18 protein-coding genes and 2 pseudogenes are annotated in these 24238 nt (G+C 59.0%); 6 read left to right on the plus strand and 14 right to left on the minus strand.

The window, feature by feature from the left end; genetic code table 11:
- Positions 1–5: 5 nt before the first annotated feature.
- Together H7698_RS31325 and H7698_RS08285 are read right to left on the minus strand one after the other, a co-directional pair.
- Positions 6–833: pseudogene (locus H7698_RS31325) on the minus strand (RHS repeat-associated core domain-containing protein); the annotation flags it as partial.
- Positions 834–1448: 615 nt separating this feature from the next.
- Positions 1449–1769, minus strand: a pseudogene (locus H7698_RS08285) (RHS repeat-associated core domain-containing protein); the annotation flags it as partial.
- 172 nt (positions 1770–1941) lie between these two features.
- On the opposite strand from H7698_RS08285, the gene creB reads away from it, so the two are divergent.
- The 3 genes from creB (at position 1942) to creD (ending at position 5609) form a co-directional block, all read left to right on the plus strand.
- Positions 1942–2622: a two-component system response regulator CreB gene (gene creB, locus H7698_RS08290; protein ID WP_194691092.1), complete on the plus strand. Its 681-nt coding sequence runs from the start codon at positions 1942–1944 to the stop codon at positions 2620–2622.
- Positions 2622–4040 (plus strand): two-component system sensor histidine kinase CreC, encoded by a 1419-nt coding sequence (gene creC, locus H7698_RS08295; protein WP_194691093.1) that lies wholly within the window; start codon positions 2622–2624, stop codon positions 4038–4040. The genes creB and creC overlap by 1 nt, the downstream gene beginning before the upstream one ends.
- Positions 4041–4238: 198 nt before the next feature.
- Positions 4239–5609 carry a cell envelope integrity protein CreD gene (gene creD, locus H7698_RS08300; protein ID WP_194691094.1) on the plus strand — a complete coding sequence of 457 codons (1371 nt, stop codon included), beginning with the start codon at positions 4239–4241 and terminating at the stop codon, positions 5607–5609.
- A 257-nt stretch (positions 5610–5866) separates the two neighbouring features.
- Here creD and H7698_RS08305 read toward each other — a convergent pair whose 3' ends face one another.
- The gene (locus H7698_RS08305; protein ID WP_194691095.1) at positions 5867–6937 is read right to left on the minus strand and encodes an RHS repeat-associated core domain-containing protein; all 1071 of its coding nucleotides are present in this window, start codon (positions 6935–6937) and stop codon (positions 5867–5869) included.
- Between the two features lie 525 nt (positions 6938–7462).
- Between H7698_RS08305 and H7698_RS08310 the strand changes: the two genes are divergently transcribed.
- Positions 7463–7813 carry a DUF6124 family protein gene (locus H7698_RS08310; protein WP_194691096.1) on the plus strand — a complete coding sequence of 117 codons (351 nt, stop codon included), beginning with the start codon at positions 7463–7465 and terminating at the stop codon, positions 7811–7813.
- 326 nt (positions 7814–8139) lie between these two features.
- Here H7698_RS08310 and H7698_RS08315 read toward each other — a convergent pair whose 3' ends face one another.
- The 8 genes from H7698_RS08315 to H7698_RS08350 all read right to left on the minus strand — a co-directional run bounded on the left by H7698_RS08315 (position 8140) and on the right by H7698_RS08350 (position 17769).
- Positions 8140–8769, minus strand: a complete 630-nt coding sequence (locus H7698_RS08315; RefSeq protein ID WP_194691097.1) for a glutathione S-transferase — start codon at positions 8767–8769, stop codon at positions 8140–8142.
- A 377-nt stretch (positions 8770–9146) separates the two neighbouring features.
- Positions 9147–9326, minus strand: a complete 180-nt coding sequence (locus H7698_RS08320; protein WP_194691098.1) for a hypothetical protein — start codon at positions 9324–9326, stop codon at positions 9147–9149.
- A complete protein-coding gene (locus H7698_RS08325; protein ID WP_162436218.1) occupies positions 9323–10453 on the minus strand; it encodes a PepSY-associated TM helix domain-containing protein in 1131 nt (376 codons plus the stop codon). Before H7698_RS08325 ends, H7698_RS08320 begins: the two co-directional genes overlap by 4 nt.
- Before the next feature lie 72 nt (positions 10454–10525).
- On the minus strand, positions 10526–12955 hold the full coding sequence (locus tag H7698_RS08330; RefSeq protein WP_194691099.1) for a TonB-dependent siderophore receptor: 2430 nt from the start codon (positions 12953–12955) through the stop codon (positions 10526–10528).
- A gap of 378 nt (positions 12956–13333) precedes the next feature.
- Positions 13334–14305, minus strand: a complete 972-nt coding sequence (locus H7698_RS08335) for a FecR domain-containing protein (RefSeq protein ID WP_194691100.1) — start codon at positions 14303–14305, stop codon at positions 13334–13336.
- Positions 14302–14820, minus strand: a complete 519-nt coding sequence (locus tag H7698_RS08340; protein WP_162436221.1) for an RNA polymerase sigma factor — start codon at positions 14818–14820, stop codon at positions 14302–14304. The genes H7698_RS08335 and H7698_RS08340 overlap by 4 nt, the downstream gene beginning before the upstream one ends.
- Positions 14821–15124: 304 nt before the next feature.
- On the minus strand, positions 15125–15832 hold the full coding sequence (locus H7698_RS08345; protein ID WP_194691101.1) for a 3'-5' exonuclease: 708 nt from the start codon (positions 15830–15832) through the stop codon (positions 15125–15127).
- Positions 15829–17769: a putative nucleotidyltransferase substrate binding domain-containing protein gene (locus tag H7698_RS08350; RefSeq protein WP_194691102.1), complete on the minus strand. Its 1941-nt coding sequence runs from the start codon at positions 17767–17769 to the stop codon at positions 15829–15831. The genes H7698_RS08345 and H7698_RS08350 overlap by 4 nt, the downstream gene beginning before the upstream one ends.
- 253 nt (positions 17770–18022) lie before the next feature.
- Here H7698_RS08350 and H7698_RS08355 point away from each other — a divergent pair, with 253 nt between their 5' ends.
- A complete protein-coding gene (locus H7698_RS08355) occupies positions 18023–18469 on the plus strand; it encodes a response regulator (RefSeq protein ID WP_162436224.1) in 447 nt (148 codons plus the stop codon).
- Positions 18470–18692: 223 nt separating this feature from the next.
- Here H7698_RS08355 and H7698_RS08360 read toward each other — a convergent pair whose 3' ends face one another.
- Complete coding sequence (locus tag H7698_RS08360; RefSeq protein ID WP_194691103.1) at positions 18693–20870, minus strand: malate synthase G; 2178 nt, start codon at positions 20868–20870, stop codon at positions 18693–18695.
- A 535-nt stretch (positions 20871–21405) separates the two neighbouring features.
- On the opposite strand from H7698_RS08360, the gene H7698_RS08365 reads away from it, so the two are divergent.
- Entirely contained in the window at positions 21406–21924 is a 519-nt protein-coding gene (locus H7698_RS08365) for a glycine cleavage system protein R (RefSeq protein ID WP_123410579.1), read from the plus strand.
- A gap of 229 nt (positions 21925–22153) precedes the next feature.
- Here the strand turns inward: H7698_RS08365 and rarD are convergent, their stop codons facing one another.
- Entirely contained in the window at positions 22154–23041 is an 888-nt protein-coding gene (rarD, locus tag H7698_RS08370; protein WP_194691104.1) for an EamA family transporter RarD, read from the minus strand.
- A gap of 203 nt (positions 23042–23244) precedes the next feature.
- Entirely contained in the window at positions 23245–24219 is a 975-nt protein-coding gene (locus H7698_RS08375; RefSeq protein WP_194691105.1) for a serine/threonine protein kinase, read from the minus strand.
- Positions 24220–24238: the final 19 nt, after the last annotated feature.

The raw sequence follows: 24238 nt of genomic DNA on the forward strand, positions 1-24238 counted from the left end.
GGTGATTATTTTCGTCCTCCGGTTCTGATGGTTCTTTGGACTTGCGCATTGGGGGGCGTTTTCAATTCGGAATTCATTGCCCAATAAAGTTTCGCGTGAGTACCGGTTAGATCTGTGGTGAATTGGGAAATAACAAAGTCACTGACCGGATCGTTTCGTTTCGATGCATAGAAAGCCTCCATGTCATCGAGTGAGTCCGGGATCTGTCCCAGTGATTTTGTCCTGCGATTCATCAGGTTGCTTCTCGGTTGATGGGAAGCGCCTTGCGTTGCGGATGGCGCTGGCATATTTCTTTTGTTTGCTAGGCCAAACTTCTTAAGTGCGGCGGCTTCAGCATCGATTTCTCGTTGTGTGAATGCGTTGATGTCGATATCAGCGCTCTTGGCTGGAGTTGAGGGAGGCGGTCCGCTTTTCGCGGAGCTAATATGGCTCATAACGACTTTTTTCGACGTCGGCGAGATCTTAGGTCTCATTGCTTTCCATCCAAGACCGTACTTCGCGAGAGCTGTACCAATTCCCAAGATATGCCCGGTAGGATCAGTTCGATTGCGAGGATCCCCCCCGCAATACGCATACGCATTCAACCCACCGTCCCCAAACGGACTCCAACTGTCCGGGCTGTTGAACCGCATCAATACCGGGTTGAACTGCCGATATCCATTGCCCAAATGATAATGCCCGGTCAGCGCGTCCGGCGGTTCGCCGTTGAACCCCAGCAGGCTGAGCAAGCCATTTTCCCGTGAACGATGACCATAGGGCGTATAGGCGATAGACCGACGTCCGTTCCCATCCAGGGTGTTCAACACCGACTGCTGTTGATCGGTCGCCAGCAGCATTGTTTTTCGAGTGGGCAGAGGCATTGCTGATCTCCTTTAAAAGATTCTGATATTGGGTGTCCAAGCATCAATCCTGTATCAGCGCCTGCCTCCTGGCATAACTGTGAGGTTGACGCTCATTGCCGTCCATGACGGCAAACTGACTGATGCCGGTCATCAGTTGCAACGCATGGGAGATCATCATGGGTTTCGGACCTGCTTGTTCTGAATGGTGGGTTCGGGAAGTTTCGAGGCGTCGATTTTTAGTTTTAAGAAATCACTATCACCTCGTATCACAAACTTATTTCGCGTACGTACTGGTCTCCCCGCCGGTACCGGGTCGGGTACAGGCAGCGTGACACCATTGTTGTCAGGTGTAATGGGTTGTCCTTTGTTGACTGCTAGTTCAAGGGCCCTGCGAAACTGGACATCTGTAGTACTCGGGAGGGTGCGTGGATTTTTTACTTGCGTCGTTGGTGTGATAGATCCGGTCCCGGGAAGATCGGAGCTACCGGCAATAATTGTTTTGATATCTGCCGTTGGAGGTGCAGCAACCTCCGGAATCTTCAAAAGGTTTTTTCCGGGAGACGCTACCTCGGTGGCAGAGGCCGTTAGTTTTATTAAGGGTTTAAACATATGCCCGGTTCGGTCATTTCGGTTGACTGGCTCCCCCCCGCAATACGCATACGCATTCAACCCACCGTCCCCAAACGGACTCCAACTGTCCGGACTGTTGAACCGCATCAACACTGGGTTGAACTGCCGATAACCATTCCCCAAATGGTAATGCCCGGTCAGCGCGTCCGGAGGTTCGCCGTTGAACCCCAGCAGGCTTAGCAAGCCATTCTCCGGTGAACGATGCCCGTAGGGCGTATAGGCGATGGAACGAGGCCCGTTCTCGTCCAGAGTGTTCAACACCGACTGCTGTTGATCGGTCGCCAGCAGCATTGTTTTTCGAGTGTGCGCGGACATCGCTGATCTCCATAAAAGATCCCAATAGCGGGTGTCTCAGCATCAACCCTTTACCGACCCCTGCCTACTATCAGAACTGTTAGGTTCACTGCCGATTGACGCCCAACCCACCTTGGTTCACCGTTCGACCATTCCTTAGCCGCGCCCGGATGCCATGCCTCATATCCTGATTGTCGAAGACGAAGCGGCGATTGCCGACACCCTGATTTTCGCCTTGCAGGGCGAGGGCTTTACCACCTCTTGGGTGAGCCTCGGCGCGGCGGCGCTTGAGCATCAGCGCCTGACGCCGGCCGATCTGATCATTCTCGACATCGGGCTGCCCGACATCAGCGGCTTTGAAACCTGCAAGCAACTGCGGCGCTTCAGCGACGTGCCGGTGATGTTCCTCAGCGCCCGGGATGGGGAGATCGATCGGGTGGTAGGCCTTGAGATCGGTGCTGACGATTACGTCGTCAAACCATTCAGCCCCCGTGAAGTGGCAGCGCGGGTCCGGGCGATTCTCAAACGCATGGTGCCGCGAGCGGTGCCCGAGGCGACATCGGCCTTGTTTCACGTCGACAGCGAGCGCGTGCAGATCAGCTATCGCGAGCAACCGCTTAGCCTGACTCGCCACGAATTTCGTCTGCTGCACTGTCTGCTGGATCAGCCCGAGCGCGTATTCAGTCGTGAGCAGTTGCTGGATGCGCTGGGTGTCGCGGCCGATGCCGGTTACGAGCGCAGCATCGACAGCCATATCAAGAGCGTGCGCGCCAAATTGCGGCTGGTGAAGGCTGATGCCGAGCCGATCCAGACACATCGTGGCCTCGGTTACAGCTACAGTCCGGGGCGCAGCTGATGCGGCTGGGGATACGGATTTTCCTGGTCTTTGTACTGTTTATCGGGCTGACCGGTTACTTCGTACTCAGCACCGTCATGGAAGAGATCCGCCCCGGTGTGCGCCAATCCACCGAAGAAACCCTGGTCGATACGGCCAACCTCATGGCCGAAATTCTGCGTGATGACTTCAAGGCCGGCACCCTCAATCAGAACCGCTGGCCACAACTGCTCAAGGCTTATGGCGAGCGGCAACCGAAGGCGAGTATTTGGGGATTGCCGAAAAATCAGGTTAACCACCGGATCTATGTCACCGACGCCAACGGCATTGTGGTGCTGGACTCCAGCGGGCTGGCGGTGGGCCAGGATTACTCACGCTGGAACGACGTCTACCTGACCCTGCGCGGCGAGTACGGCGCGCGTTCTACTCGCAGCGATCCGCAGGATGCCAGCTCGTCGGTGATGCACGTGGGCGCGCCGATCCGCGACAACGGCCAGATCATCGGCGTGGTCACCGTCGCCAAGCCCAACAGCTCGCTGCAACCGTATGTTGATCGCACCGAACGACGGCTGCTGATCTACGGCGCCGGTTTGATCGGCCTCGGCCTGTTGTTCGGCGCGCTGTTGTCGTGGTGGCTGAGCGCGGCGCTACGTCGTTTGACGGTGTACGCGCAGGCCGTCAGTGAAGGCCGGCGAGTCGAGGTGCCGCACTATCGCGGTGGCGAGCTGGAGCAACTGGCGACAGCGGTGGAACAGATGCGCACGCAGCTCGAAGGCAAGGCTTACGTGGAGCGGTATGTCCATACGCTGACCCATGAACTGAAGAGCCCGCTGGCGGCGATTCGGGGCGCGGCGGAGCTGCTGCAAGGCGAGATGCCGTTAGCGCAGCGGCAGCGGTTCGTCGGCAACATCGACAGCGAAAGCGTACGGATGCAGCAGTTGATCGAGCGCTTGTTGAACCTGGCGCAGGTGGAACAACGGCAAGGGCTGGAAGAGCGGGTAGCGGTGCCGTTGGCGGGTTTGGTGGATGAGCTGTTGAATGCGCAGGCGGCGCGGATCGAGGGCAAACAGTTGCGCGTCGAACAGCGAATTGCCCCGGAACTTGAACTGCACGGTGAGCCTTTTTTGTTGCGTCAGGCGCTGGGGAATTTGCTGGAGAACGCGCTGGATTTCACACCGGTTCAGGGCGTGCTGCGATTCAGTGCCGAGCGCATTGGGGGGCAGATTGAGTTCAGGTTGTTCAACCAGGCTGACCCCATTCCCGACTATGCGTTGCCGCGATTGAACGAGCGTTTTTACTCGCTGCCGCGTCCGGACAGCGGACGTAAAAGTACGGGGTTAGGGCTCAATTTTGTCGAGGAGGTGGTGAAGCTGCATGGTGGTGGTTTGACGGTCGGGAATACCGAGGGCGGCGTGCAGGTGATTTTGCGTCTGCCCTAGAGCCCTTAAAGATCGCAGCCTGCGGCAGCTACTACAGGGGATGGTGGTGGGCCTGGGGGGCTGGCTTTGACAAAAATCCTGAGCTGTCGAGAGAAACGAGGCTGCGATCTTTTCGAATTCCACACACTCTCCATATTCCTCACATAAAACCCCCATACAGCCAACCCAGACTCTCCCCATCCAAACAAGGAGAGTCCCATGAACCGAAGCCTGACCCTGAAACTCGGGGCCATTGCCCTGTTGATTCTGTTGTTGCTCATTCCATTGCTGATGATCAGCGGCGTGATCCAGGACCGCCAGCAACTGCGCGATGGCGTGCTCGAAGACATCGCCCGCAGTTCCAGTTACAGCCAGCAGCTCAGCGGTCCGCTGATGGTGGTGCCGTATCGCAAGGTGGTGCGCACCTGGAAACTCAACGAGAAAACCAACCAACGCTATCAAGACCTCAGTGAAGAGCGGGGTCGTCTGTACTTTCTGCCGGAACATTTCGAGCTCAATGGCCAGGTTGAGACGGAATTGCGTAAGCGGGGGATTTACGAGGCGCGGCTGTTCCATGCCGACAATCGCATCAGCGGGCACTTCTCGTTGCCGGCGCAATTGGGCATCAAGGAAGACTTCAGCGATTACCAGTTCGACCAGCCCTTTCTGGCCGTCGGGATCAGTGACATTCGCGGCATCGAGAACGCGTTGAAACTTGAGCTGGGCGGCCAGCGTCTGGACTTCGTTCCGGGCAGCCAGGTGCGCTGGTTGGGCGAGGGCGTGCACGTAACGCTGCCTGCTCTGGACGCCAAAGCGCCGACTGAACTGACTTTCGGTTTCGACCTGCGCCTGCAAGGCACCGGTCAGTTGCAGGTTGTACCGGTGGGCAAGACCAGCAAGGTGTCGCTGGCTGCCAACTGGCCGCATCCGAGTTTCGTCGGCAACTACCTGCCGGCCCAGCGGGAAGTCACCGATCAGGGCTTCACTGCCCATTGGCAGACCTCATTTTTCTCCACCAATCTGCAAGAAGCGATGAACAGCTGCGTCTCCGGCAAGAACTGCGAAGTGTTCAATAGCCGCAGCTTTGGCGTGAGCTTTATCGACCCAGTGGACCAGTACCTGAAAAGCGATCGGGCGATCAAATACGCGCTGCTGTTCATCGTCCTGACATTCGCCGGGTTCTTCCTCTTCGAGGTGCTGAAAAGCCTGGCGGTGCACCCGGTGCAATATGCGCTGGTGGGGGTGGCATTGGCGTTTTTCTATCTGCTGCTGTTGTCGCTGTCCGAACACATTGGTTTTGCCTTGGCGTATCTGTTGTCGGCCGGTGCCTGCGTGTTGTTGATCGGGTTCTATGTCTGCCATGTGCTGCGCAGCGTGCGTCACGGGTTGAGTTTTTCAGCGGGGCTGGCGGCGTTGTATGGCTTGCTCTATGGCTTGTTGAGCGCCGAGGATTACGCGTTGTTGATGGGCTCGCTGTTGCTGTTCGGGTTGCTGGGTGTGTTTATGGTGCTCACGCGCAAGCTGGATTGGTATGGGGTGGGGCAGAAGACCGCCAAGCCGCTGGCGTTTGATATCGGAGCGGTGGAATGAGCCGGTCACTGGGGTTGCGTGAGGATCAGCGGGAAGGGCGGGTGTTGGCGACGCTGATTTTTCGATTGTTTCCGGTGGATCCGGTGCGGTGCCATCGCGAGCAGGCTCACTCCTACAAGGGATCTCGGGTGGACACAACGGTCGTGTACGCCACAGATCAAATGTAGGAGTGAGCCTGCTCGCGATGAGGGAGGTAAAGCCAACGAAGATTCAGACCTTCGAAGTTGTATCCAGCATTGGCGGCTATTGCGGAATCACTAATTACCGCGCACATCGTCTCTGCGGCTAGAAATGAAATCAAAGCCAGTCGAATCGTAAGACGGCGCAGCGGGTTCAGGTCGTCGCGAACCAGCAGGTGGAGGGGCGTCAGGCCGTTGCGGAGGAGATGAAGTAGGAACTGACATCCGCTGAATACTACTAGGCCGTGTCGAAGCCGGTGGAGGTATCTGGCTGCCGGCGACAGGTGACGAGAGGAGTGTGCCATCCGGTGACATGCCCCGCGCAGCATAAAAAGCCGTGCGGGCCCCGTTGTCTTGCTGAGGACCTGTCATCGTCGGCTGCCGAAAACCATGGTAGTCATCGAGTGCTTCCTGACGGTAGAGATTTCTTATTTCGGGGGGCGCGGGACGATACATGTCGGGTATGACCCGATCATATGAACTCTGCGGAATAGGTGCGCCTGGAACTGGAGCTTCAACATTTACGGTGGGCCGAGTGAACGTTCGAGGCGCTTGCGGTCTAGGTGCGGGAGTCGGCACTCTCCGTTGGGCCGGAGGAGAGAAATCCCAAGGGTTTCTCCAATGCCCGCTTGGATCACTGTAATTAGCGGGATCTCCTTGGCAATAAGCATACGCATTCAACCCTCCCTCCCCAAACGGACTCCAACTGTCCGGGCTGTTAAACCGCATCAGCACCGGGTTGAACTGACGATACCCACTGCCTAAATGATAATGCCCGGTCACCGGGTCTGGCCGCTCGCCGTTGAACCCGAGCAAACTGAGTAAGCCATTCTCCAGAGGACGATGACCGTAAGGCGTGTAGGCAAGGGGATTGGGCCGATGTGCATCGAGCGCGTTCAATACTGAACGTTGTTGATCGGTTGCCAGCAGCGTGGCGGCGATCTTGCCGTCTTCGCGCTGCTGCTGTGCCAACAGCTGATCTTCGTGCTGCAGGATGCTTCGATGCACACCGTCTTGTATTTCAGTGGCCAGGCGAGTTTTGCAGTAATAGCGCTGGGTGGGTTGTTCGAAGGGAGTGCAGTTGGCCAGCCGATCAAGCGGGTCGTAGTGGTAGCGGCACAAAAGGGTTTCGCGATTGGGAGTAGGCATTGACTGGAGCTCCTTGCAAAGGTCGAAAAAGCCGAGCCTTCAGCATCATTCCTTTCCCCGTCCTTGCCTACCTATCAGATCTGCTAGGGTTTTGATCGCATTGGAATCAAACCTCAAACATTGTCGCCAGCATCGATCCCGTTGTTGGTCCGCATGGGGTATTTCTCGCGTCGGAAAGTAAGTTTTCCTACAGGAAAAACTGGCCTCCTACAGCGCCAATCCCTTCCTTTTGCAGGACGTTTCCTAGATTATTCCGCACGCTTGCGCCGACAGATTTCCGTGCCTAACCTCCGTCCGTCACTGCTTGTCAGTGATCGGGTTTAGTCGCCTGGCTATCACTTGGCGTACAGCGCTACCTTTGTTCAGGTGTTTTCTATCGCCTGAAATCTATGGTGGCTGTGCGCAGGGCACCTTCGGGTGCGCCGGGTTCCAGGTGACCGGTCGACTAACCTGTGCACAGCCGCCACCCCTTCTCGTTTAGTCGCGAAATCGGTTGGCTCCTACTATCACCCTGGAGTTTTACCAATGAAAAAACCGGTCCCCGATCCACCCTCAAATTCAACCAGAAATGACGATTTGCTCAGAGACCGCTCCGCCCTCTACCGTGCAATCGATTTCTACCTGACCGGCGAACAACCGTCGGCACCGGATGAACTGCGGTTCTACAACGTCAGCAACGACGTGAGCTTTGAAGACACCCAACTCTATATCGCTGACCTGCTGCGCTGTGCTTCGGTCACGGCCTATCAATGTGGTGACCACCTGAAAGGCGCAGACAGGGCGATGGTGTTCTCGATCTGGCACTTGCTGGAGATAGCCAAAGCCATGGTTGATCGGTCGATTGATTGTTTGGGGATGAAGCAGACCCCGGACTGACTCGAGTCATTGGTGGTTATTGAGGCCGCTATCGCGAGCAGGCTCACTCCTACAATAGATCCACAGCGCCTACATGATTTGTGTATGACGCGATCCAATGGGCGAGCCTGCTCGCGATGAGGGCAGTGAGAACACTGTTTTGGTGATGGTTCAAATAAATGCCGCCACTATGTTCTTTCTTTAGCCGTTGCCTACTACCAGAACTGTTAGGGCCAAAGTGTGAAGATCAAAAGATCGCAGCCTTCGGCAGCTCCTACAGGGAACGCATTCCAGGTAGGAGCTGCCGAAGGCTGCGATCTTTTGAGGTCAAATTAGCCAGCGTAGATCTATACCTTCGGCATTGTCGCCAGCATCGAAGGCCGTTGGCTCACCTCGAAATACCAGTCCGCCAGCTTCGGATTTGCCACACGCCAGTCCAGATTCGGGTGGCGCAAATCCAGATAACCCAACGCGCACGCGACGCTGATTGCGGCCACATCAAAATGGCTGGTCAGCTCGGCAATCGCGTCCGCTTCCAGCATGGTCAACGCCCGGCGGATTTTGTCGCGCTGGCCGTCCAGCCATTCGTCCCACTGTTTTTCCGGCGCGCGCAGGGCCAGTTCGTAGCGGGTCAACACCGCCGCGTCCATGATTCCGTCGGCCATGGACGCGAGGGTCATCCGCCGCCAGCGGGCCGAGCCTTCACGGGGGATCAGTGGGTTGCCGACATGCTGGTGATCGAGGTAATCGAGGATCACCCGGCTGTCGTGGATAACGCTGCCATCGGCCAGGCGCAGGGCGGGGATTTTGCCCAGGGGGTTGTCTTCGATGAGGGTCAGGTCCGGGCTGACCGGAGTGAGTACGCTGGATTGCAGCGCCACGCGGTTTTGCTGACCGGTTTCGTGGAGCAGCACCATGACTTTGCGAACGAAGGGCGAAAGAGGGTTGTGGTACAGCGTCATGCTCGGGGTGGACATGGTGGCGTCTCGTTCGATGGTAGTGACGGCAGCATAGCGCGTTGGGGTGGCAGCTCAAGATTGCACGACGTGCTGTGGTTTGGGCTGACGCACGACGGTCCAGACGATGAGATTTCTGTAGCAGCTGCCGAGCCTGCGAGGCTGCGTTCGGCTGCGCAGCAGTCGTAATCCGGGAAACCAGGTTTGCCTGAAAGAACGTGGTCTCAGGTTTTACGACTGCTGCGCAGCCGAACGCAGCCTCGCAGGCTCGGCAGCTGCTACAGGGGCAGTCGCAGGCTCGGCAGCTGCTACAGGGGCAGTCGCAGGCTCGGCAGCTGCTACAGGGGCAGTCGCAGGCTCGGCAGCTGCTACAGGGGCAGTCGTAGGCTCAGCGGCTGCTACAGGGGGTTCAGTAATCCACGCAGGGCGATGATGGCGGGGATGCCCAGGCCGAGCCAGCTCAGGGCGTCCCAGACGCCATCGCCCAACAACGCTGCGAACAATCCGGCAGCACTGAACAGACCGATGACCGTGGGAAGGGCGAAGACTTTCCAGAAGTTCGACTGACGCGGCCTCATGCTTGGGCCTGCGCAATGTCCGCCACGGGTTTCGCTGCTTTGCGGCGCACGACCCAGAGGTAAACCCCACTGCCGAGAACGATGATGGTCAACACGTCCAGCGTCGCCCAGAGGATTTTCATCGGCATGCCGCCGTAATCACCGAAGTGCAGCGGCTGCGACATCCCCATGGCGTCCATGTACCACGGTCGCTCGGCCACGGCGGTGACTTGCAGGGTGCTGGCGTCGATCAGCACCGGCGTGAGCAGGTGGGAAGTGAGGTGCGTACTGCCTTTCATGAACACGGCGTAATGGTGTTCGCTGGAAAACCGGGTGCCCGGGAACGCAATGAAATCGGGTTTCATGCCCGGTGCGACTTCCTTGGCAATATCGAGCAGGCGTGTCGCCGGCGCCAGTTGTGTCAGTGGTGGCGCGTCACGGTAAGGCGCGACCATCGCGCTGAGGGTGTCGGTGCGCCACGCAGCAATCAGCAGGTCCGCGCAGGCACTGATAACGCCGGTCACGCCGACCACCAGCGCCCAGGTCAGGGTCACGACGCCGATCAGGTTATGCAGGTCGAGCCAGCGCAAGCGGGTGGATTTGTCCTGGCGCACGGTGGCGAATTTCAACCGGCGCATGAACGGCAGGTACAGCACCGCACCGGACACGATCGCCACGACAAACAGTATCCCCATGAACGCCAGCAGCAACTTGCCCGGCAGGCCGGCGAACATGTCCACGTGCAGGCGCAGCATGAACATCATGAAGCCGCCGTTGGCCGACGGCATCTCCAGCGCTTCGCCGGTGCGCGCGTCGAGCATGAAGGTATGGGACGAGTTCGGCTCGGTGCCGGCTGTGGCCGCCATGATGGCGATCATGCCGTTTGGGTCTTCGTCGTCGTAACCGAAGTACTGCATGACCTCGCCAGGACGATGTTTCTCGGCCGCCAGCACCAGTTGCTGCAGATTGAGCTGGGGTGTGTCGGCCGGCATTTGCTTGAGTTCGGCCGCATCGCCGAGCAGGTGATCGATCTCGTGATGAAAGATCAACGGCAGGCCGGTCAGTGCCAGCATCAGCAGGAAGACCGTGCAGATCAGGCTGGTCCAGGTGTGGACGAACGACCAGCGGCGGATTGTTTTACTTTTCATTTCCAGACCTTCAAAAATACCAAAGCCGTCCATGGAGGACGGCCGGGTCTTGGGGTGTGTCAGGTCAGCCCGTTACCACTTGTAGGTTGCACTGGCGACGACGCTGCGCTGGTCACCGTAGTAGCAGTAGAAACTGTCACAGGTGGAGATGTAATCCTTGTCGAACAGGTTGGTCGCATTCAGTGCCAGCGACGCACCTTTCAAGCTGTTGTCCAGACGGCCGAGGTCGTAGTGAACAGCGGCGTCGAACACGGTGTAGGCATCAGCCTTGCCCAGCTCGGTGTTGGCCTGATCGCCGTAGGTGTTGCCGGTGTAGCGAACGCCTGCGCCGACGCCGAAGCCGTCCAGCACGCCGTTGTGCCAGGTGTAATCGGTCCACAGCGAAGCCTGTTGATTGGGCATCAGTTGCAGGCGATTGCCCTTGAACGTGCCGTTCTGTACTTCGGACTTGGCCAGGGTGTACGCGGCGATGACCTTGAGGTTGTCGGTCACGTCGGACACGGCTTCCAGTTCCAGGCCTTTGACTTTGACTTCACCGGTCTGGCTGGTGATCGACACGTTGTCCGAGTTGATCGTGGTGACGGAGACGTTTTTCTGGGTCAGGTCATACACCGCCGCGGTCAGCAGGGTGTTGCTGCCAGGCGGTTGGTATTTGATGCCCAGTTCCCATTGCTTGCCTTCGGTCGGTTTGATCGAGTCGGTTGGCGAGGCGGTGGCGTTGCTGGTTGGCTGGAACGATTCGGCGTAGGACAGGTAGGGCACGACACCGTTGTCGAACACGTAGCTGATCGCCGCGTTGCCGCTGAAATTCTTGTCCCGCTCGGTGTTGGTGGCGTCGCCTTTGTTGAAGAATTTGGTCCCGGTGTGGACCCAGTCCTCACGTCCGCCCAGAGTCAGGCGCCATTGGTCCAGGGCCATCTGGTCCTGAACGTACAGGCCGGTCTGGTTGGTCTTTTGATCGTAATCGTAGTACGCCGTCGAGCGAGGTGGCCGAACGATCGGCAGGCCGTAGATCGGGTTGTTGACGTTGGTGGTCAGGCCGTCACCGTAAATCGAGGTGTAGTGGGTGTTGGTGCGCTGGTGATCGAGGCCGATCAACAGGGTGTGAAGGACGTCGCCGGTGGCGAAGTCGGCCTGGAAGTTGTTGTCCACGGCGAACTGGCTGATGTCCTCATCGACGCTGGTGCTCGTACGGCCAACGTTACCGTCGGCATCGACCTGGGTGAACGGGTAGGCGCCAGGGGTGAGGGTCTGGAACGACAGGTCCGACTTGGTGTAGCGCAGGTTTTGCTTGAACTGCCAGACATCGTTCAAGCGATGTTCAAACGCGTAGCCCAGGGCGTAGTAGGTGCGGTCGTAGTATTCCCAGTCCGGGTCGCCCAGGTTCTTGTGATGGGAAATATCACCGAGGGGCGAACGGATTTTGGTGCCTTGCACTGGCAGGAACTGGCTGGTGATGCCGGTATCGTCGCGGGTGAACTGGGTCAGCAGGGTGAATCGGGTGTCGTCGTCGATGTTCCAGGTCAGGCTTGGCGCAATGTTGTAGCGCTTGTTGTCGACGTGGTCGATCTGCGTACCGCTGTCGCGGATGACACCGCTCAGGCCGTAGAGGAACTGGCCTTCGTCATCAATTTTGCCGGTGCTGGCGAAGTTGATCTGGCGGTGATTGTCACTGCCATATTGCACTTCGATTTCATTGCTCGATTCGGCGCTGGGGCGGCGGCTGACCATGTCGAGCAAACCACCCGGCGGGGTCTGGCCGTACACGGACGAGGCCGGACCACGCAGCAGGGCGAGGCGATCAAGGTTCCAGGTTTCCTGTTTCGGGTTGGCGTACACGCCTTTAGGCAGGGGCAGGCCATCGAGGAACTGGGTCGGTTCGAAGCCACGCACGCGCAGCCAGTCGGCACGGGTGTCGCTGCCGTAACTGCTGGCGACGATTCCGGGCATGTAACGCACGGCGTCATCGATGTTCTGGACGTTGCGATCGTCCATCTGCTGGCGCGTCGCGACCGAAATCGAGCGCGGTGCTTCAACCAGTGCGGTGTCGGTCTTGGTGCCGGCGGCGGTGCGAGTGGCCAGGTAACCCTCCACCGGGCCCCAGGCGCTTTCCGTGTTTTCCACACCCATGATGCTGGTTGTCGGCAAGTCCATCACGCCCTCGGGCACGGCCACCAGGCTGAAGGTGCCGGCGCTGCTTTGTTCCAGTTGCAGACCGGTGCCGCGCAAAGCTTCGCGCAGGGCGCCCGTAGCGTCGAACTGGCCTTTGACCGGTGCCGAAGTTTTGCCCGCTGCCAGCGATGGGTTCAGTGACAGGGCAAGACCGGCCTGGCTGGCGATCTGGTTGAGCGTGCTGGCCAAGGGAGCGGACGGCAGGTTGTAGGCGCGAACGCTCGACGCCTGATCGGCGGCCATCAGCTGAGCGCTAAGCAGAGGGGCACCGAGTGCAATGGCGATAGCCAGCAAACCGGGGCGCAACAAGGTGTCTAGCGAACGGGGCATACAGCGGCTCCTGAAGGGGAATACTTCTCAATTGCCTAGGTGCCGAACGAGAATCCAAAAGTGATAGGGCTGGATGAAATAATTTCGATTCATTAAACAAATCTTGTGGTGAGGCTTACGACCTCATCGCGGGCAAGCCCGCTCCCACATTGGATCAGCTGTGAATACAACTTCTGTGCCTGGCACCAATTCTCTGTAGGAGTGAGCCTGCTCGCGATGGCGGAGTGTCAGTCACCATTGATGTAGAGGTGATGGCCCCATCGCGAGCAGGCTCGCTCCTACATTGGAATTGCTACGAACTCGATCGCTGCGCCTGGCACATATCCACTGTGGGAGCGTGGCTTGCCCGCGATGGCAATAGACCTGTCGACACAAAACTCAGGGCTTGGCTTCAGCCTTCGCCACCGTCACCCACCATTGGGTGTGCTGTTCGATCTGCACCGGCAACGTGGGTAGCAGCGCACTCAGGGCCTTGTCCGTATCGTTCAGCGGGAAGCTCCCGGTGATGCGCAAATCAGCGACCTCGGGCGCGACGCCAAGGTGTCCACGTCGGTAGCGACCGAGTTCATGGATCAGGTCTTCGAGCCGTGCGTTGTCCACGACCAGCATGCCGCGGGTCCAGGCATCGGCACCGAGGTTGAGCGCGAGGATCGGGCCGAGGCCGTTATTGCGCATCAGCACTTGCTGGCCCTCACGAAGGATCTGCTCTTCGGGATTCGACTGCGGATGCGCGGCGACTGCCGACTTCAATACGCTCAGGCGTGTGCCGTCTTCCTCGCGCTTGACCAGGAAACGCGTGCCCAGTGCGCGCATGCTGCCTTCGCGGGTTTCAACGATGAAAGGCCGGGCATCGCCGTGGCCTGTCTCGATGAGGATTTCCCCTTCCTGCAGGACAATCAGTCGTTGCTTCTCATCGAAGCGTACGTCCACGGCGCTGTGGGTGTTGAGGTTGATCAGTGTGCCGTCGGCCAGGTGCAAGGTGCGCTGCTCACCCGTGGCGGTGCGCTCATCCGCCAGCCAATAGTCGAGCGGCAGGTAACGCTCCCCGGCGAACAATGCCAGGCCAACCACAGCGACAATACTGGCCAGGCCGCTACCGAGCTTGCGCACCCGGCGGCGAATACCTTCGCGCGATTGCAGCAACGCGGTGCGAGCCGGGCCGCTGGCCGCGCTGAAGCGCTGATCGAGCATGCCCAGCTGGCGCCAGGCGCGAGCGTGTTCTTCGTGGGCGGCGTGCCATTTGGCAAATTCTTCGCGCTCCACCGGGTTGCCGGAATCCAGGGATAATTGCCAGGCAATGGCCGCATCCAGCACCTGCGCCGAGACGGGTTTGGAGCTGACCGGGCTCATACCGGCTCACCATAAAGCGCGATGTAGCACTGACGGATGCCTTGGGCCAGGTACTGACGCACGCGGGGGACCGAGACACCCAAGCGTTCGGCGATCTGCGCGTGGCTGAGGCCGTCGAGGCGGTTATAGAGGAAGGCGGCGCGGGCCTTGCTGGACAGTTTGCCGAGTAGGCGGTCGATGTTTTTCAGGTCTTCGAGGATGAGCTGCTGCTCTTCGATCGAAGGGTGTTCGCCTACAGGAATCAGCATCAGCTCGGTGAGATAAGCCTGTTCCAGTGCCGCGCGACGGAAATAGTCGAACAGCAGGCCTTTGGCAATCGCGACCAGGAAGGCCCTGGGCTCGCGTGGCTCTTTGAGTTCATCGCGTCCGAGCAGCCGGACGAAGGTGTCCTGGCTCAGGTCTTCGGCCCGTTGCGGACAAGCCACGTTGCGTCGAAGCCACGCCAACAGCCAGCCGCGATGGTCGCGATATAACGCGCCGACGAGGTTGTTGTGGGGGCTTTGAACTGACGACACGCAGCATCACCGATTGGGAAGGGTTAACTAACGAGAATAGTTCGCGATTGTGTCAGAGGCGGGGGAGGTAAGCAATTGGCGCTGGTCGGGTGGGAATGTTCCTGTTCAAGCGCCCGACGCTATCCCTTGTAGCTGCTGCCGAACTTGTGGCGAGGGGGTTTAGCGAAACGTCGCACCGCCCCGTTCGACTGCGCAGCAATCGCAAAGATTTTGGGGCCGCTACGCGACCCAACGGGGCGGTGCGACGTTTCGCTAAATCCCCTCGCCACAAGTTCGGCAGCTGCTACAGGGATCCTGGTTATTGTCAGAAGGACGGTGCTTGCTGCCGGCGCTTCCATTGGCTCAACCGCTGCTGCAGGTTCAACGGGCTATGAATCTGTTGCTGCCGTGCGCGGCTGAAGAGGATCAGCGCCAGTTCTGCGGTGGCCAGCGCGTCGGCGCTGGCATTGTGTCGCTCGAAGACTTCGAGCTTGAACTGGTCAATCCACTCATCCAGCCCGGCCTCGCGGATGTTCGCCTGCGGACACAGCAGCGGGGCGATGTCGGCCACATCCAGAAACGTATGCTGCAACTTGTAGCCCAGATGATCTTTCAGCGCCCGCCCCAGCATGTGCTGGTCAAACGGTGCATGAAAGGCCAGCACCGGGCTGTCGCCCAGGAACTCCATGAAATCGACCAGCGCCTCGGCCGGGTCACTGCCGGCTGCAATCGCGCTCGGCCCCAGGCCATGAATCAGCACGCTGGGGGCCAACTTCAAGTCGGCGCATTGCAACGTGCGCTCGAACTGCTGGCTGAAGTCGATCGCGCCGTCCTCAATCACCACTGCGCCGATGGATAACACTCGATCCTTGTTCAGGTTCAGCCCGGTGGTTTCCAGGTCAAGCACGACCCAACGTTGCTCGCGCAGGCTGCATTCACTCAACCCTGCGACATCTGGCAACTGGCGGATACGCTGTTGCAGTTCACCCGGCAAACTCTGCCTGGCCGGGCGCAGCCATGAAAACAGGCTCATAGCTGATACCGCAGGGTCAGGCTGCTTTGCAGACGCTGGGCCTGGCGCAGGGATTCACGCAGGATGCGTCGATCCAGGTGATTGAGGCTGTCAGGATCGACCCGGTTGGAGTACGGCAAGTTCTCCCGGGTCTGAAGCTGGTGCTGCTGCATTCGGGTCTGCTGAATGAAGTGATACGCCTCTTCATAGGCGGCACCGTCCAGCCGCTCGATCACCTCTTTATCGACCAGTTGGCGGAAACGCTCCAGGGTGTTGTTGGCCTCGATGCCATGAGCCAGCGCCAGCAATCGGGCCCCGTCAACGAACGGGGTGAGCCCCTGGACTTTCAGATCCAGCGTGGCTTTCTCGCCATGCTTGCGGGCCAGTACAAACTCGCGGAAACGTCCTACCGGTGGACGATTGCGCAGGGCGTTTTCGGCCATCATCCGCTGAAACAACCGGTTGTCCGCCACCTGGTCAAGAATCCCGCGACGCAGTTGGTCGCCACTCTGCTCGTCGCCCCACACCACGCGCAAATCGAAATAGATGCTCGAACCCAACAGGTTCTCCGGCGTGGCTTCGCGGATGAACGCCGAAAACCGGCGTGCCCATTCGGCCCGGGACAAACACAGCTCAGGGTTGCCGGCCATGATGTTGCCTTTGCACAAAGTAAAACCGCAAAGCGCCAGGCTCTGGTTGATCTGATGCGCGATGGGCAGCAGCTTGCCGCGTATTTCTGCCGCGTGGGCGGCGTCACGGGCTTCAAACAGAATGCCGTTGTCCTGATCGGTGTGCAGGGTTTGTTCGCGGCGACCTTCGCTGCCAAAACACAGCCAACTGAACGGCACGCCGGGGTCGCCTTTCTCGGCCAATGTCAGTTCGATCACCCGGCAAACGGTGTGATCGTTGAGCAGGGTAATGATGTGAGTGATCTGGGTCGAAGACGCGCCGTGGGCCAGCATGCGCTCAACCAGTTGGCCGATCTCGCCGCGCAACGCCACCAGGTTGTCCACGCGTTGCGCGCTGCGGATCGTGCGGGCCAGGTGCACCAGATCGACCCGTTGCAGGGAAAACAGGTCCCGTTCCGACACCACACCACACAGGCGCTGGTCCTTGACCAGGCACACATGGGCGATGTGTCGTTCGGTCATGGCTATGGCCGCGTCAAAAGCACTGTGGTCTGGCGAAAGATGAAACGGCGCCTGGGTCATGTGCCGTTCGATGGACTCACTGAAATCGTTGATGCCCTCGGCCACCACATGGCGCAGGTCGCGCAGGGTGAAAATGCCCAGCGGCGTTTTGTGCTCATCCACGATCACGATGCTGCCGACCTGCTGTTCGTGCATCAGGGTCACGGCTTCACGAAGAGGTGTGGCCGGGCTGCACGTCACCGGATGGCGCATGGCCAATTCACCCAGTCGGGTGTTCAGGGAATATTGAGTGCCGAGGGTTTCCACGGCTTTTTGCTGGACTTGCTGGTTGACCTGATCCAGCAGGCTGCTGACGCCGCGCAGGGCAAAGTCGCGAAAGGTGCTGGAAAGCGCGAACAGTTTGATGAACGCCAGCTTGTTCAGTTGCAGGCAAAAGGTGTCTTCGGCCGCGAGGTGTTCGGTGCGCGTCGCTCGTTCACCCAGCAGCGCCGCGAGCGGGAAACATTCGCCGGTGGTGATTTCAAAGGTGGTTTCGGTTCCGCCCTTCGCGGTGTGGGGACGTTCACCCACGACCCGGCCTTGTTTGACGATGTAGAAATGTTCAACGTCGCCATCGGCGGGCTTGATAATGCTTTCGCCAGGGCCATAGAAACGTAACTGGCATTGCTCTACCAGATAGGCCAGGTGGGCATGTTCCATCTGATTGAACGGCGGGAAACGCTGAAGGAATTGCAAAGTGCCCTGGATGTTCTGCAACACCGCGGTTTTCCCTGCCTGTGTGAAGGCGTCCGCTTTACTCATAACCATTACCGCAGTCTTTTTTTGAATTGTTGTTGTCGGATGACTCAGCCATGGTCGACCCCTATCCGCAGGGTGCCCATTGGACGTAAGTCTAGGTAGGCAAATGGTGTGAGCAAATGTCGGAGAAACCCTACGCAACTGTGGGAAAAATCCCACCGTTCCCCTATTGGAAATATTTCCGACGAAGTGCACATTGAACGTCTTCCTGGCGATGTCTCACCACTGGGCCAGGAACGATTTTGAAACTTTTGAGATAGCCATGTCTGACCACGATATTTTGAGTGACGCCGAGCGCGAGGCGCTAAGTGCCGTCATGCTAGAACCCGATCTGCCGCCGCAGCGAGTGCTGATCGTTGACGACGATAAAGACGCACGCGAGTTGCTGTCGGAGATCCTTGCATTGGACGGCATTCGTTGCATGACGGCAGCCAGTGGTGAAACCGCACTCAAAATGTTGAGCGAGAAGCCTTCGATTGGCCTGGTGATTACCGATCTGCGGATGGGGCATGTCGATGGCCTGGACCTGATTCGCCAGGTGCGTGAGTCGGTGAGGGCGGCGTTGCCGATCATCATTGTGTCCGGCGATGCCGATGTGAAAGACGCTATCGCGGCGATGCATTTGAGCGTGGTGGATTTTTTGCTCAAGCCCATCGATACCGGCAAGTTGCTGGGGTTGGTGAAGCATGAGTTGGGGATGGAGCCTTAGCGCTTAAGGCTTTTGTGGCGAGGGGATTTATCGGAATGCCGCACCACCCCGTTCGGCTGCGAAGCAGTCGTGAATTGGCGAATGCGAGTGTTCCGAAAGGATTATAGGGGCCGCTCCGCGACCCATCGGGGATAAATCCCCTCGCCACGATTGTTCGTATTCTCAAACAAAAAGGCCCTGATCTTTCGATCAGGGCCTTTTTTTGTCCGGCATCAGCGCTCAGTTACAGGCCATTGGCAGCCTTGAACTCGCGACGACGACGGTGCAGCACCGGCTCGGTGTAGCCGTTTGGCTGCTTGGTGCCTTCTACCACCAGTTCGACGGCTGCCTGGAAGGCAATGTTGCTGTCGAAGTTCGGTGCCAGTGGACGGTACAGCGAGTCGTTGGCGTTTTGACGGTCAACCACGGGCGCCATGCGCTTGAGGCTTTCCATGACTTGCTCTTCGGTGACGATACCGTGGCGCAGCCAGTTGGCGATGTGCTGGCTGGAAATACGCAGCGTTGCACGGTCTTCCATCAGGCCGACGTCATTGATGTCCGGCACTTTCGAACAACCGACGCCCTGGTCGATCCAGCGCACCACGTAACCGAGAATGCCCTGGGCGTTGTTGTCCAGTTCGTTCTTGATCTGTTCCGCGGTCCAGCTCGGATTTACGGCCAGCGGGATGGTCAGGATGTCGTCCACCGAAGCGCGCTCACGCTTGGCCAGTTCGGCTTGACGGGCGAACACGTCGACCTTGTGGTAATGCAGCGCGTGCAGCGCGGCAGCGGTCGGCGATGGGACCCAGGCGGTGTTGGCACCGGCCATCGGGTGAGCGATTTTCTGTTCGAGCATCGCGGCCATCAGGTCGGGCATTGCCCACATGCCTTTACCGATCTGGGCGCGACCTTGCAGGCCGGTGCTCAGGCCGATATCGACGTTCCAGTTCTCGTAGGCGCCGATCCATTTTTCAGCCTTCATGTCGGCCTTGCGCACCATCGGGCCGGCTTCCATGGAGGTGTGGATTTCGTCGCCGGTGCGGTCGAGGAAGCCAGTGTTGATGAACACCACGCGCTCGGCGGCAGCCTTGATGCAGGCCTTGAGGTTGACCGTGGTACGGCGCTCCTCGTCCATGATCCCGACTTTCAGCGTGTTGCGCGGCAAGCCCAGCACGTCTTCGATACGGCCGAACAGCTCGTTGGTGAAAGCCGCTTCTTCAGGACCGTGCATCTTCGGCTTCACGATGTAGACGGAGCCGGTACGGGTGTTTTTGCGCGACGTGTTGCCGTTGAGGTTGTGCATTGCCGCGAGGCAAGTCACCAGGCCATCGAGAATGCCTTCCGGCACTTCGTTGCCCTCTTTATCGAGGATCGCGTCGATGGTCATCAGGTGACCGACGTTGCGCACGAACAACAGCGAGCGACCGTGCAGGCTCAATTCGCTGCCGTCGACACCGGTGTAGGTGCGGTCGGCGTTCATGGTGCGGGTGAAGGTCTTGCCGCCCTTCGTGACTTCTTCCGAGAGGTCGCCCTTCATCAGGCCGAGCCAGTTGCGGTAGATCACCACTTTGTCGTCAGCATCGACGGCGGCGACGGAGTCTTCGCAGTCCATGATGGTGGTCAGCGCGGCTTCCATCAGGATGTCTTTGACACCGGCGGCATCGGTCTGGCCAACCGGGGTGGTGGCATCGACCTGAATTTCAAAATGCAGACCGTTGTGCTTCAACAGGACCGCGGTCGGTGCCGCAGCATCGCCGTGGAAGCCGATCAGTTGGGCATCGTTGCGCAGGCCGGTGTTGCTGCCGCCTTTCAAGGCAACCACGAGCTTGCCATCGACAATCTTGTAGCCGGTGGAATCGACGTGGGTGCCGGCTGCCAATGGTGCCGCTTCGTCAAGGAAGGCGCGAGCGAAGGCAATGACCTTGTCACCGCGAACCTTGTTGTAGCCTTTGCCTTTTTCCGCGCCGTCAGCTTCGCTGATGGCATCGGTGCCGTAGAGGGCGTCGTACAGCGAACCCCAGCGGGCGTTCGAAGCGTTGATGGCGAAACGCGCATTCATCACCGGTACCACAAGCTGTGGACCGGCCATGCGGGCAATTTCGTCATCGACGTTTTGCGTCGTTGCCTGGAAATCGGCCGCTTCTGGCAGCAGATAACCGATGTCTTGCAGGAAGGCTTTGTAGGCCACGGCATCATGGGGTTGACCGGCACGGGCTTGGTGCCAGCCATCGATACGAGCCTGGAAATCATCGCGTTTGGCGAGTAGGGCTTTGTTCTTCGGCGCCAGGTCATGAATGACCTTGTCGGCACCGGCCCAGAACTTATCGGCGGTGAGGCCGGTACCGGGAATGGCTTCGTTGTTAACGAAGTCGAACAGGACTTTGGCGACCTGCAGGCCACCGACTTGAACGTGTTCAGTCATTGCTTGCCTCACTCTGCTCAGCTATTTCGCTTTTCAGCTCTTCAATTATGACAATGAAGCCTCTGGCCATTTAAACCACAAACCCGTTCACCAGTACATGCCATTGCGGGCGGCTGGGAGTTGGTCCAATCAACGGCTTGGGGCCTTGCTGACGGGGCTTTCAGGGTTGCGACTGCGCCTTGGCAGACATCGATCCAACGTTATGTAGTGCGCGCTGCGGCATACTACATGATGAATTGCGGTTGTGAAAATTAGACTAATTACGTCGTTCTGCGACCCCATGACGCATTGCGGTCGCGTCGGGGAACGGGATGTTCTCAAAAAACCATCGGATTGTTCCAGTTAAATATCAGAAGTTGTACACGATTTGTTTTTTCAGTTTGTTCATCGCTGCATTCAATCGCGGGCAAGCCCGCTCCCACAGGTCCTGCGCAATCCTTGTGGGAGTGGGCTTGCCCGCGATGGCGGCAGACCTGTCAGCGCAGAATCTGCCCTTGCCTATACTTCCTTTTCTATAACAAAAGAGGGCTGCGCCATGGACCACCTCGTACTCACTGTTTTCGCTCCGGACAAGGCTGGGCAGGTCGAGCGCATCGCCCAGTGCATTGCCGAGCATGGCGGCAACTGGCTGGAAAGCCGTATGTCGCGCATGGCCGGCCAGTTTGCCGGGATTCTGCGGGTGGGCGTGCCAGCGGAGGCCTACGATGAATTGGTGGATGCCCTGCAGGCGTTGTCGGCCCATGGCATTCGCGTGCTGATTGCCGAGAGCGGCATTGAACAATCCTGCACCTGGAAGCCCATCGCGATGGAGTTGGTCGGTAATGATCGTCCGGGCATTGTGCGGGACATCACCCGGTTGCTCAGTGAGCAAGGCGTCAATCTGGAGCGGTTGGTGACCGAAGTGCGTCCGGCGCCGATGAGCAGCGAACCGCTGTTCCACGCCGAAGCGATTCTGGCCGTACCCCTGACGCTGTCTTTGGATGTATTGCAGTCGCGCCTGGAAACCCTGGCTGACGATCTGATGGTCGAATTGGTGTTGCGCAGCGAGCCCTGAAAGGAATAGTCAAAAAAGGTTATCCAAGTTAAACGTGCACCTGCCTGTGGATAACCTGTAGAGACAGCCCGCCAGCCCACGCGGGCCGGGCTTCTTCAAGACTTGATCAAAAAACCAGCAGTTTCAACAAGTTGCGCACAAACGCCGGGGATCACGCTGTGGATAACCTTGGGGCAGATAGTCGCAGGCCACGTGATTCGTGGCCTGTAGAGGTTTGTGTGTTTTTTGATCAGCGGCGGCGACGAAGACTTATCCACGCATCAATGCTGTAGACCGCCAACCCCGCCCAGATAAAGATGAACGCCACCAGCGTGCTGGACGACAGGTGTTCGTCGAACAGCAAGACGGCCTGCAGCAGCACCAACGTCGGCGCCAGGTATTGGAGAAATCCCAGCGTCGTGTAGGGCAAATGCCGTGCGGCGGCGTTGAAACAGACCAATGGCACCAACGTGACCGGACCTGCGGCCACCAACCACCAGGCTTGCGATGTGGTCCAGAACTCGGCTTGAGCGCTGCTCGCGGCGGGATTGAACAGCAACCAGGCCACCGCAATCGGCACCAGCATCCAGGTCTCGACCACCAGGCCGGGCAGGGCTTTGACCGGGGCTTGCTTGCGGATCAGGCCGTAGAAGCCGAAGGTCAGCGCCAGCACCAGGGATACCCAGGGCAAGCTGCCGACTTGCCAGACCTGCTGTGCCACGCCTACTGCTGCCAGGCCCACCGCCAGCCATTGCATGCGCCGTAGCCGTTCGCCGAGGATCAGCATCCCCAGCAGCACGTTAACCAGCGGATTGATGTAGTACCCCAGGCTGGCTTCCAGCATGCGCCCGTTGTTCACCGACCAGACGTAGGTCAGCCAGTTGGCCGCGATCAGTGTGCCGCTCAGCGCGAGGATTGCCAGTCGACGCGGGTTCTCGCGCAGCTCGCGCCACCAGCCTGGATGCTTCCAGACCATCAGCAGTAATGCGCCGAACAGCGCGGACCAGAGCACCCGGTGGATGATGATTTCCACGGCTGGCACGCTGGCGATGGCTTTGAAGTAGAGCGGGAAAAGTCCCCAGATGATGTAGGCGCTCAGGCCCAGGATGTACCCGCGACGCGGGTTGGCGGCTTGCATGAAGAATCCTTGCTTAGGCAGCTAACAAAGAGGGGATTGTAAGGAGGTTTGTCCGCAGATGTCCTGCCTGAATAGTTTGGGGCGGTGAACACAGAACCTGTGGGAGTGAGCCTGCTCGCGATGGCGGTTTCCTATTCAACGCATCGGTGACTGAGCCACCGCTATCGCGAGCAGGCTCACTCCTACAATTAGATTTGTGTTGGTCAGAACAGCTTCAGCGGTTCTTCATTCAGCGCAGATAGTTGCTCGCGTAATGCCAGCACCTGGTCTCCCCAATACCGCTCGGTACCGAACCACGGAAAGCTGTGGGGGAAGGCCGGGTCATCCCAGCGACGGGCGAGCCAGGCGCTGTAGTGCATCAGACGCAATGCTCGCAGCGGTTCGATCAGCGCCAGTTCCCGTGGATCGAAGTCGTGGAATTCGTTGTAGCCATCCATCAGCTCCGACAGCTGTCCGAGACATTCCTGGCGATCGCCCGCCAGCATCATCCAGATGTCCTGTACGACGGGGCCCATTCGGCAGTCATCAAGGTCCACGATGTGGAACATCTCGTCACGGCACATCATGTTGCCGGGGTGGCAATCGCCGTGCATGCGGATGTTCTGGTGCGGCGTGGCCTTGTAGACCTCCTCCACGCGCTTGAGCAGGTCGCGCGCAACCGATTCGTAGGCTGGCAGGAGGCTACGGGGTATGAAGTTGCCTTCCAGCAAGGTGTTCAGCGAATCATGGCCGAAGTTTTTCACGCCCAGTGCTTCGCGGTGTTCGAACGGTTTGGTAGCGCCTACAGCGTGCAGTCGACCCAGCAGTTGCCCCAGGCGATAGAGCTGATCGAGATTGCCCGGCTCCGGCGCGCGGCCACCACGACGGGGGAACAGGGTGAAACGGAAACCATTGTGTTCGTGCAGGCTGGCCCCGTTGTGGATCATCGGCGCGACCACGGGTACATCGCATTCGGCGAGTTCGAAGGTGAACTGGTGTTCTTCGAGAATCGCTTCGTTGGTCCAGCGCTGAGGGCGGTAGAACTTGGCGATCAGCGGCTCGGAGTCTTCGATGCCGACTTGGTACACGCGGTTTTCGTAGCTGTTGAGCGCCAGAATGCGGGCGTCGCTGAGAAAACCGATGCTTTCGACGGCATCGAGCACGAGATCTGGGGTGAGGGTTGCAAACGGGTGGGCCATGCTGACTCCTGCGCGCAGC

The sequence above is a fragment of the Pseudomonas sp. p50(2008) genome (genome assembly GCF_015351605.1).
Taxonomy (GTDB): domain Bacteria; phylum Pseudomonadota; class Gammaproteobacteria; order Pseudomonadales; family Pseudomonadaceae; genus Aquipseudomonas.

Coding starts and splice junctions, on each gene's coding strand:
- creC (WP_194691093.1), top strand. CDS start 2,622: ATGCGGCTGGGGATACGGATTTTCCTGGTCTTTGTACTGTTTATCGGG.
- H7698_RS08355 (WP_162436224.1), top strand. CDS start 18,023: ATGTCTGACCACGATATTTTGAGTGACGCCGAGCGCGAGGCGCTAAGT.
- H7698_RS08305 (WP_194691095.1), bottom strand. CDS start 6,937: ATGCCTACTCCCAATCGCGAAACCCTTTTGTGCCGCTACCACTACGAC.
- H7698_RS08335 (WP_194691100.1), bottom strand. CDS start 14,305: ATGAGCCCGGTCAGCTCCAAACCCGTCTCGGCGCAGGTGCTGGATGCG.
- H7698_RS08360 (WP_194691103.1), bottom strand. CDS start 20,870: ATGACTGAACACGTTCAAGTCGGTGGCCTGCAGGTCGCCAAAGTCCTG.
- H7698_RS08375 (WP_194691105.1), bottom strand. CDS start 24,219: ATGGCCCACCCGTTTGCAACCCTCACCCCAGATCTCGTGCTCGATGCC.
- H7698_RS08315 (WP_194691097.1), bottom strand. CDS start 8,769: ATGTCCACCCCGAGCATGACGCTGTACCACAACCCTCTTTCGCCCTTC.
- H7698_RS08310 (WP_194691096.1), top strand. CDS start 7,463: ATGAAAAAACCGGTCCCCGATCCACCCTCAAATTCAACCAGAAATGAC.
- creB (WP_194691092.1), top strand. CDS start 1,942: ATGCCTCATATCCTGATTGTCGAAGACGAAGCGGCGATTGCCGACACC.
- creD (WP_194691094.1), top strand. CDS start 4,239: ATGAACCGAAGCCTGACCCTGAAACTCGGGGCCATTGCCCTGTTGATT.
- H7698_RS08365 (WP_123410579.1), top strand. CDS start 21,406: ATGGACCACCTCGTACTCACTGTTTTCGCTCCGGACAAGGCTGGGCAG.
- H7698_RS08350 (WP_194691102.1), bottom strand. CDS start 17,769: ATGGTTATGAGTAAAGCGGACGCCTTCACACAGGCAGGGAAAACCGCG.
- H7698_RS08330 (WP_194691099.1), bottom strand. CDS start 12,955: ATGCCCCGTTCGCTAGACACCTTGTTGCGCCCCGGTTTGCTGGCTATC.
- H7698_RS08320 (WP_194691098.1), bottom strand. CDS start 9,326: ATGAGGCCGCGTCAGTCGAACTTCTGGAAAGTCTTCGCCCTTCCCACG.
- rarD (WP_194691104.1), bottom strand. CDS start 23,041: ATGCAAGCCGCCAACCCGCGTCGCGGGTACATCCTGGGCCTGAGCGCC.
- H7698_RS08325 (WP_162436218.1), bottom strand. CDS start 10,453: ATGAAAAGTAAAACAATCCGCCGCTGGTCGTTCGTCCACACCTGGACC.
- H7698_RS08345 (WP_194691101.1), bottom strand. CDS start 15,832: ATGAGCCTGTTTTCATGGCTGCGCCCGGCCAGGCAGAGTTTGCCGGGT.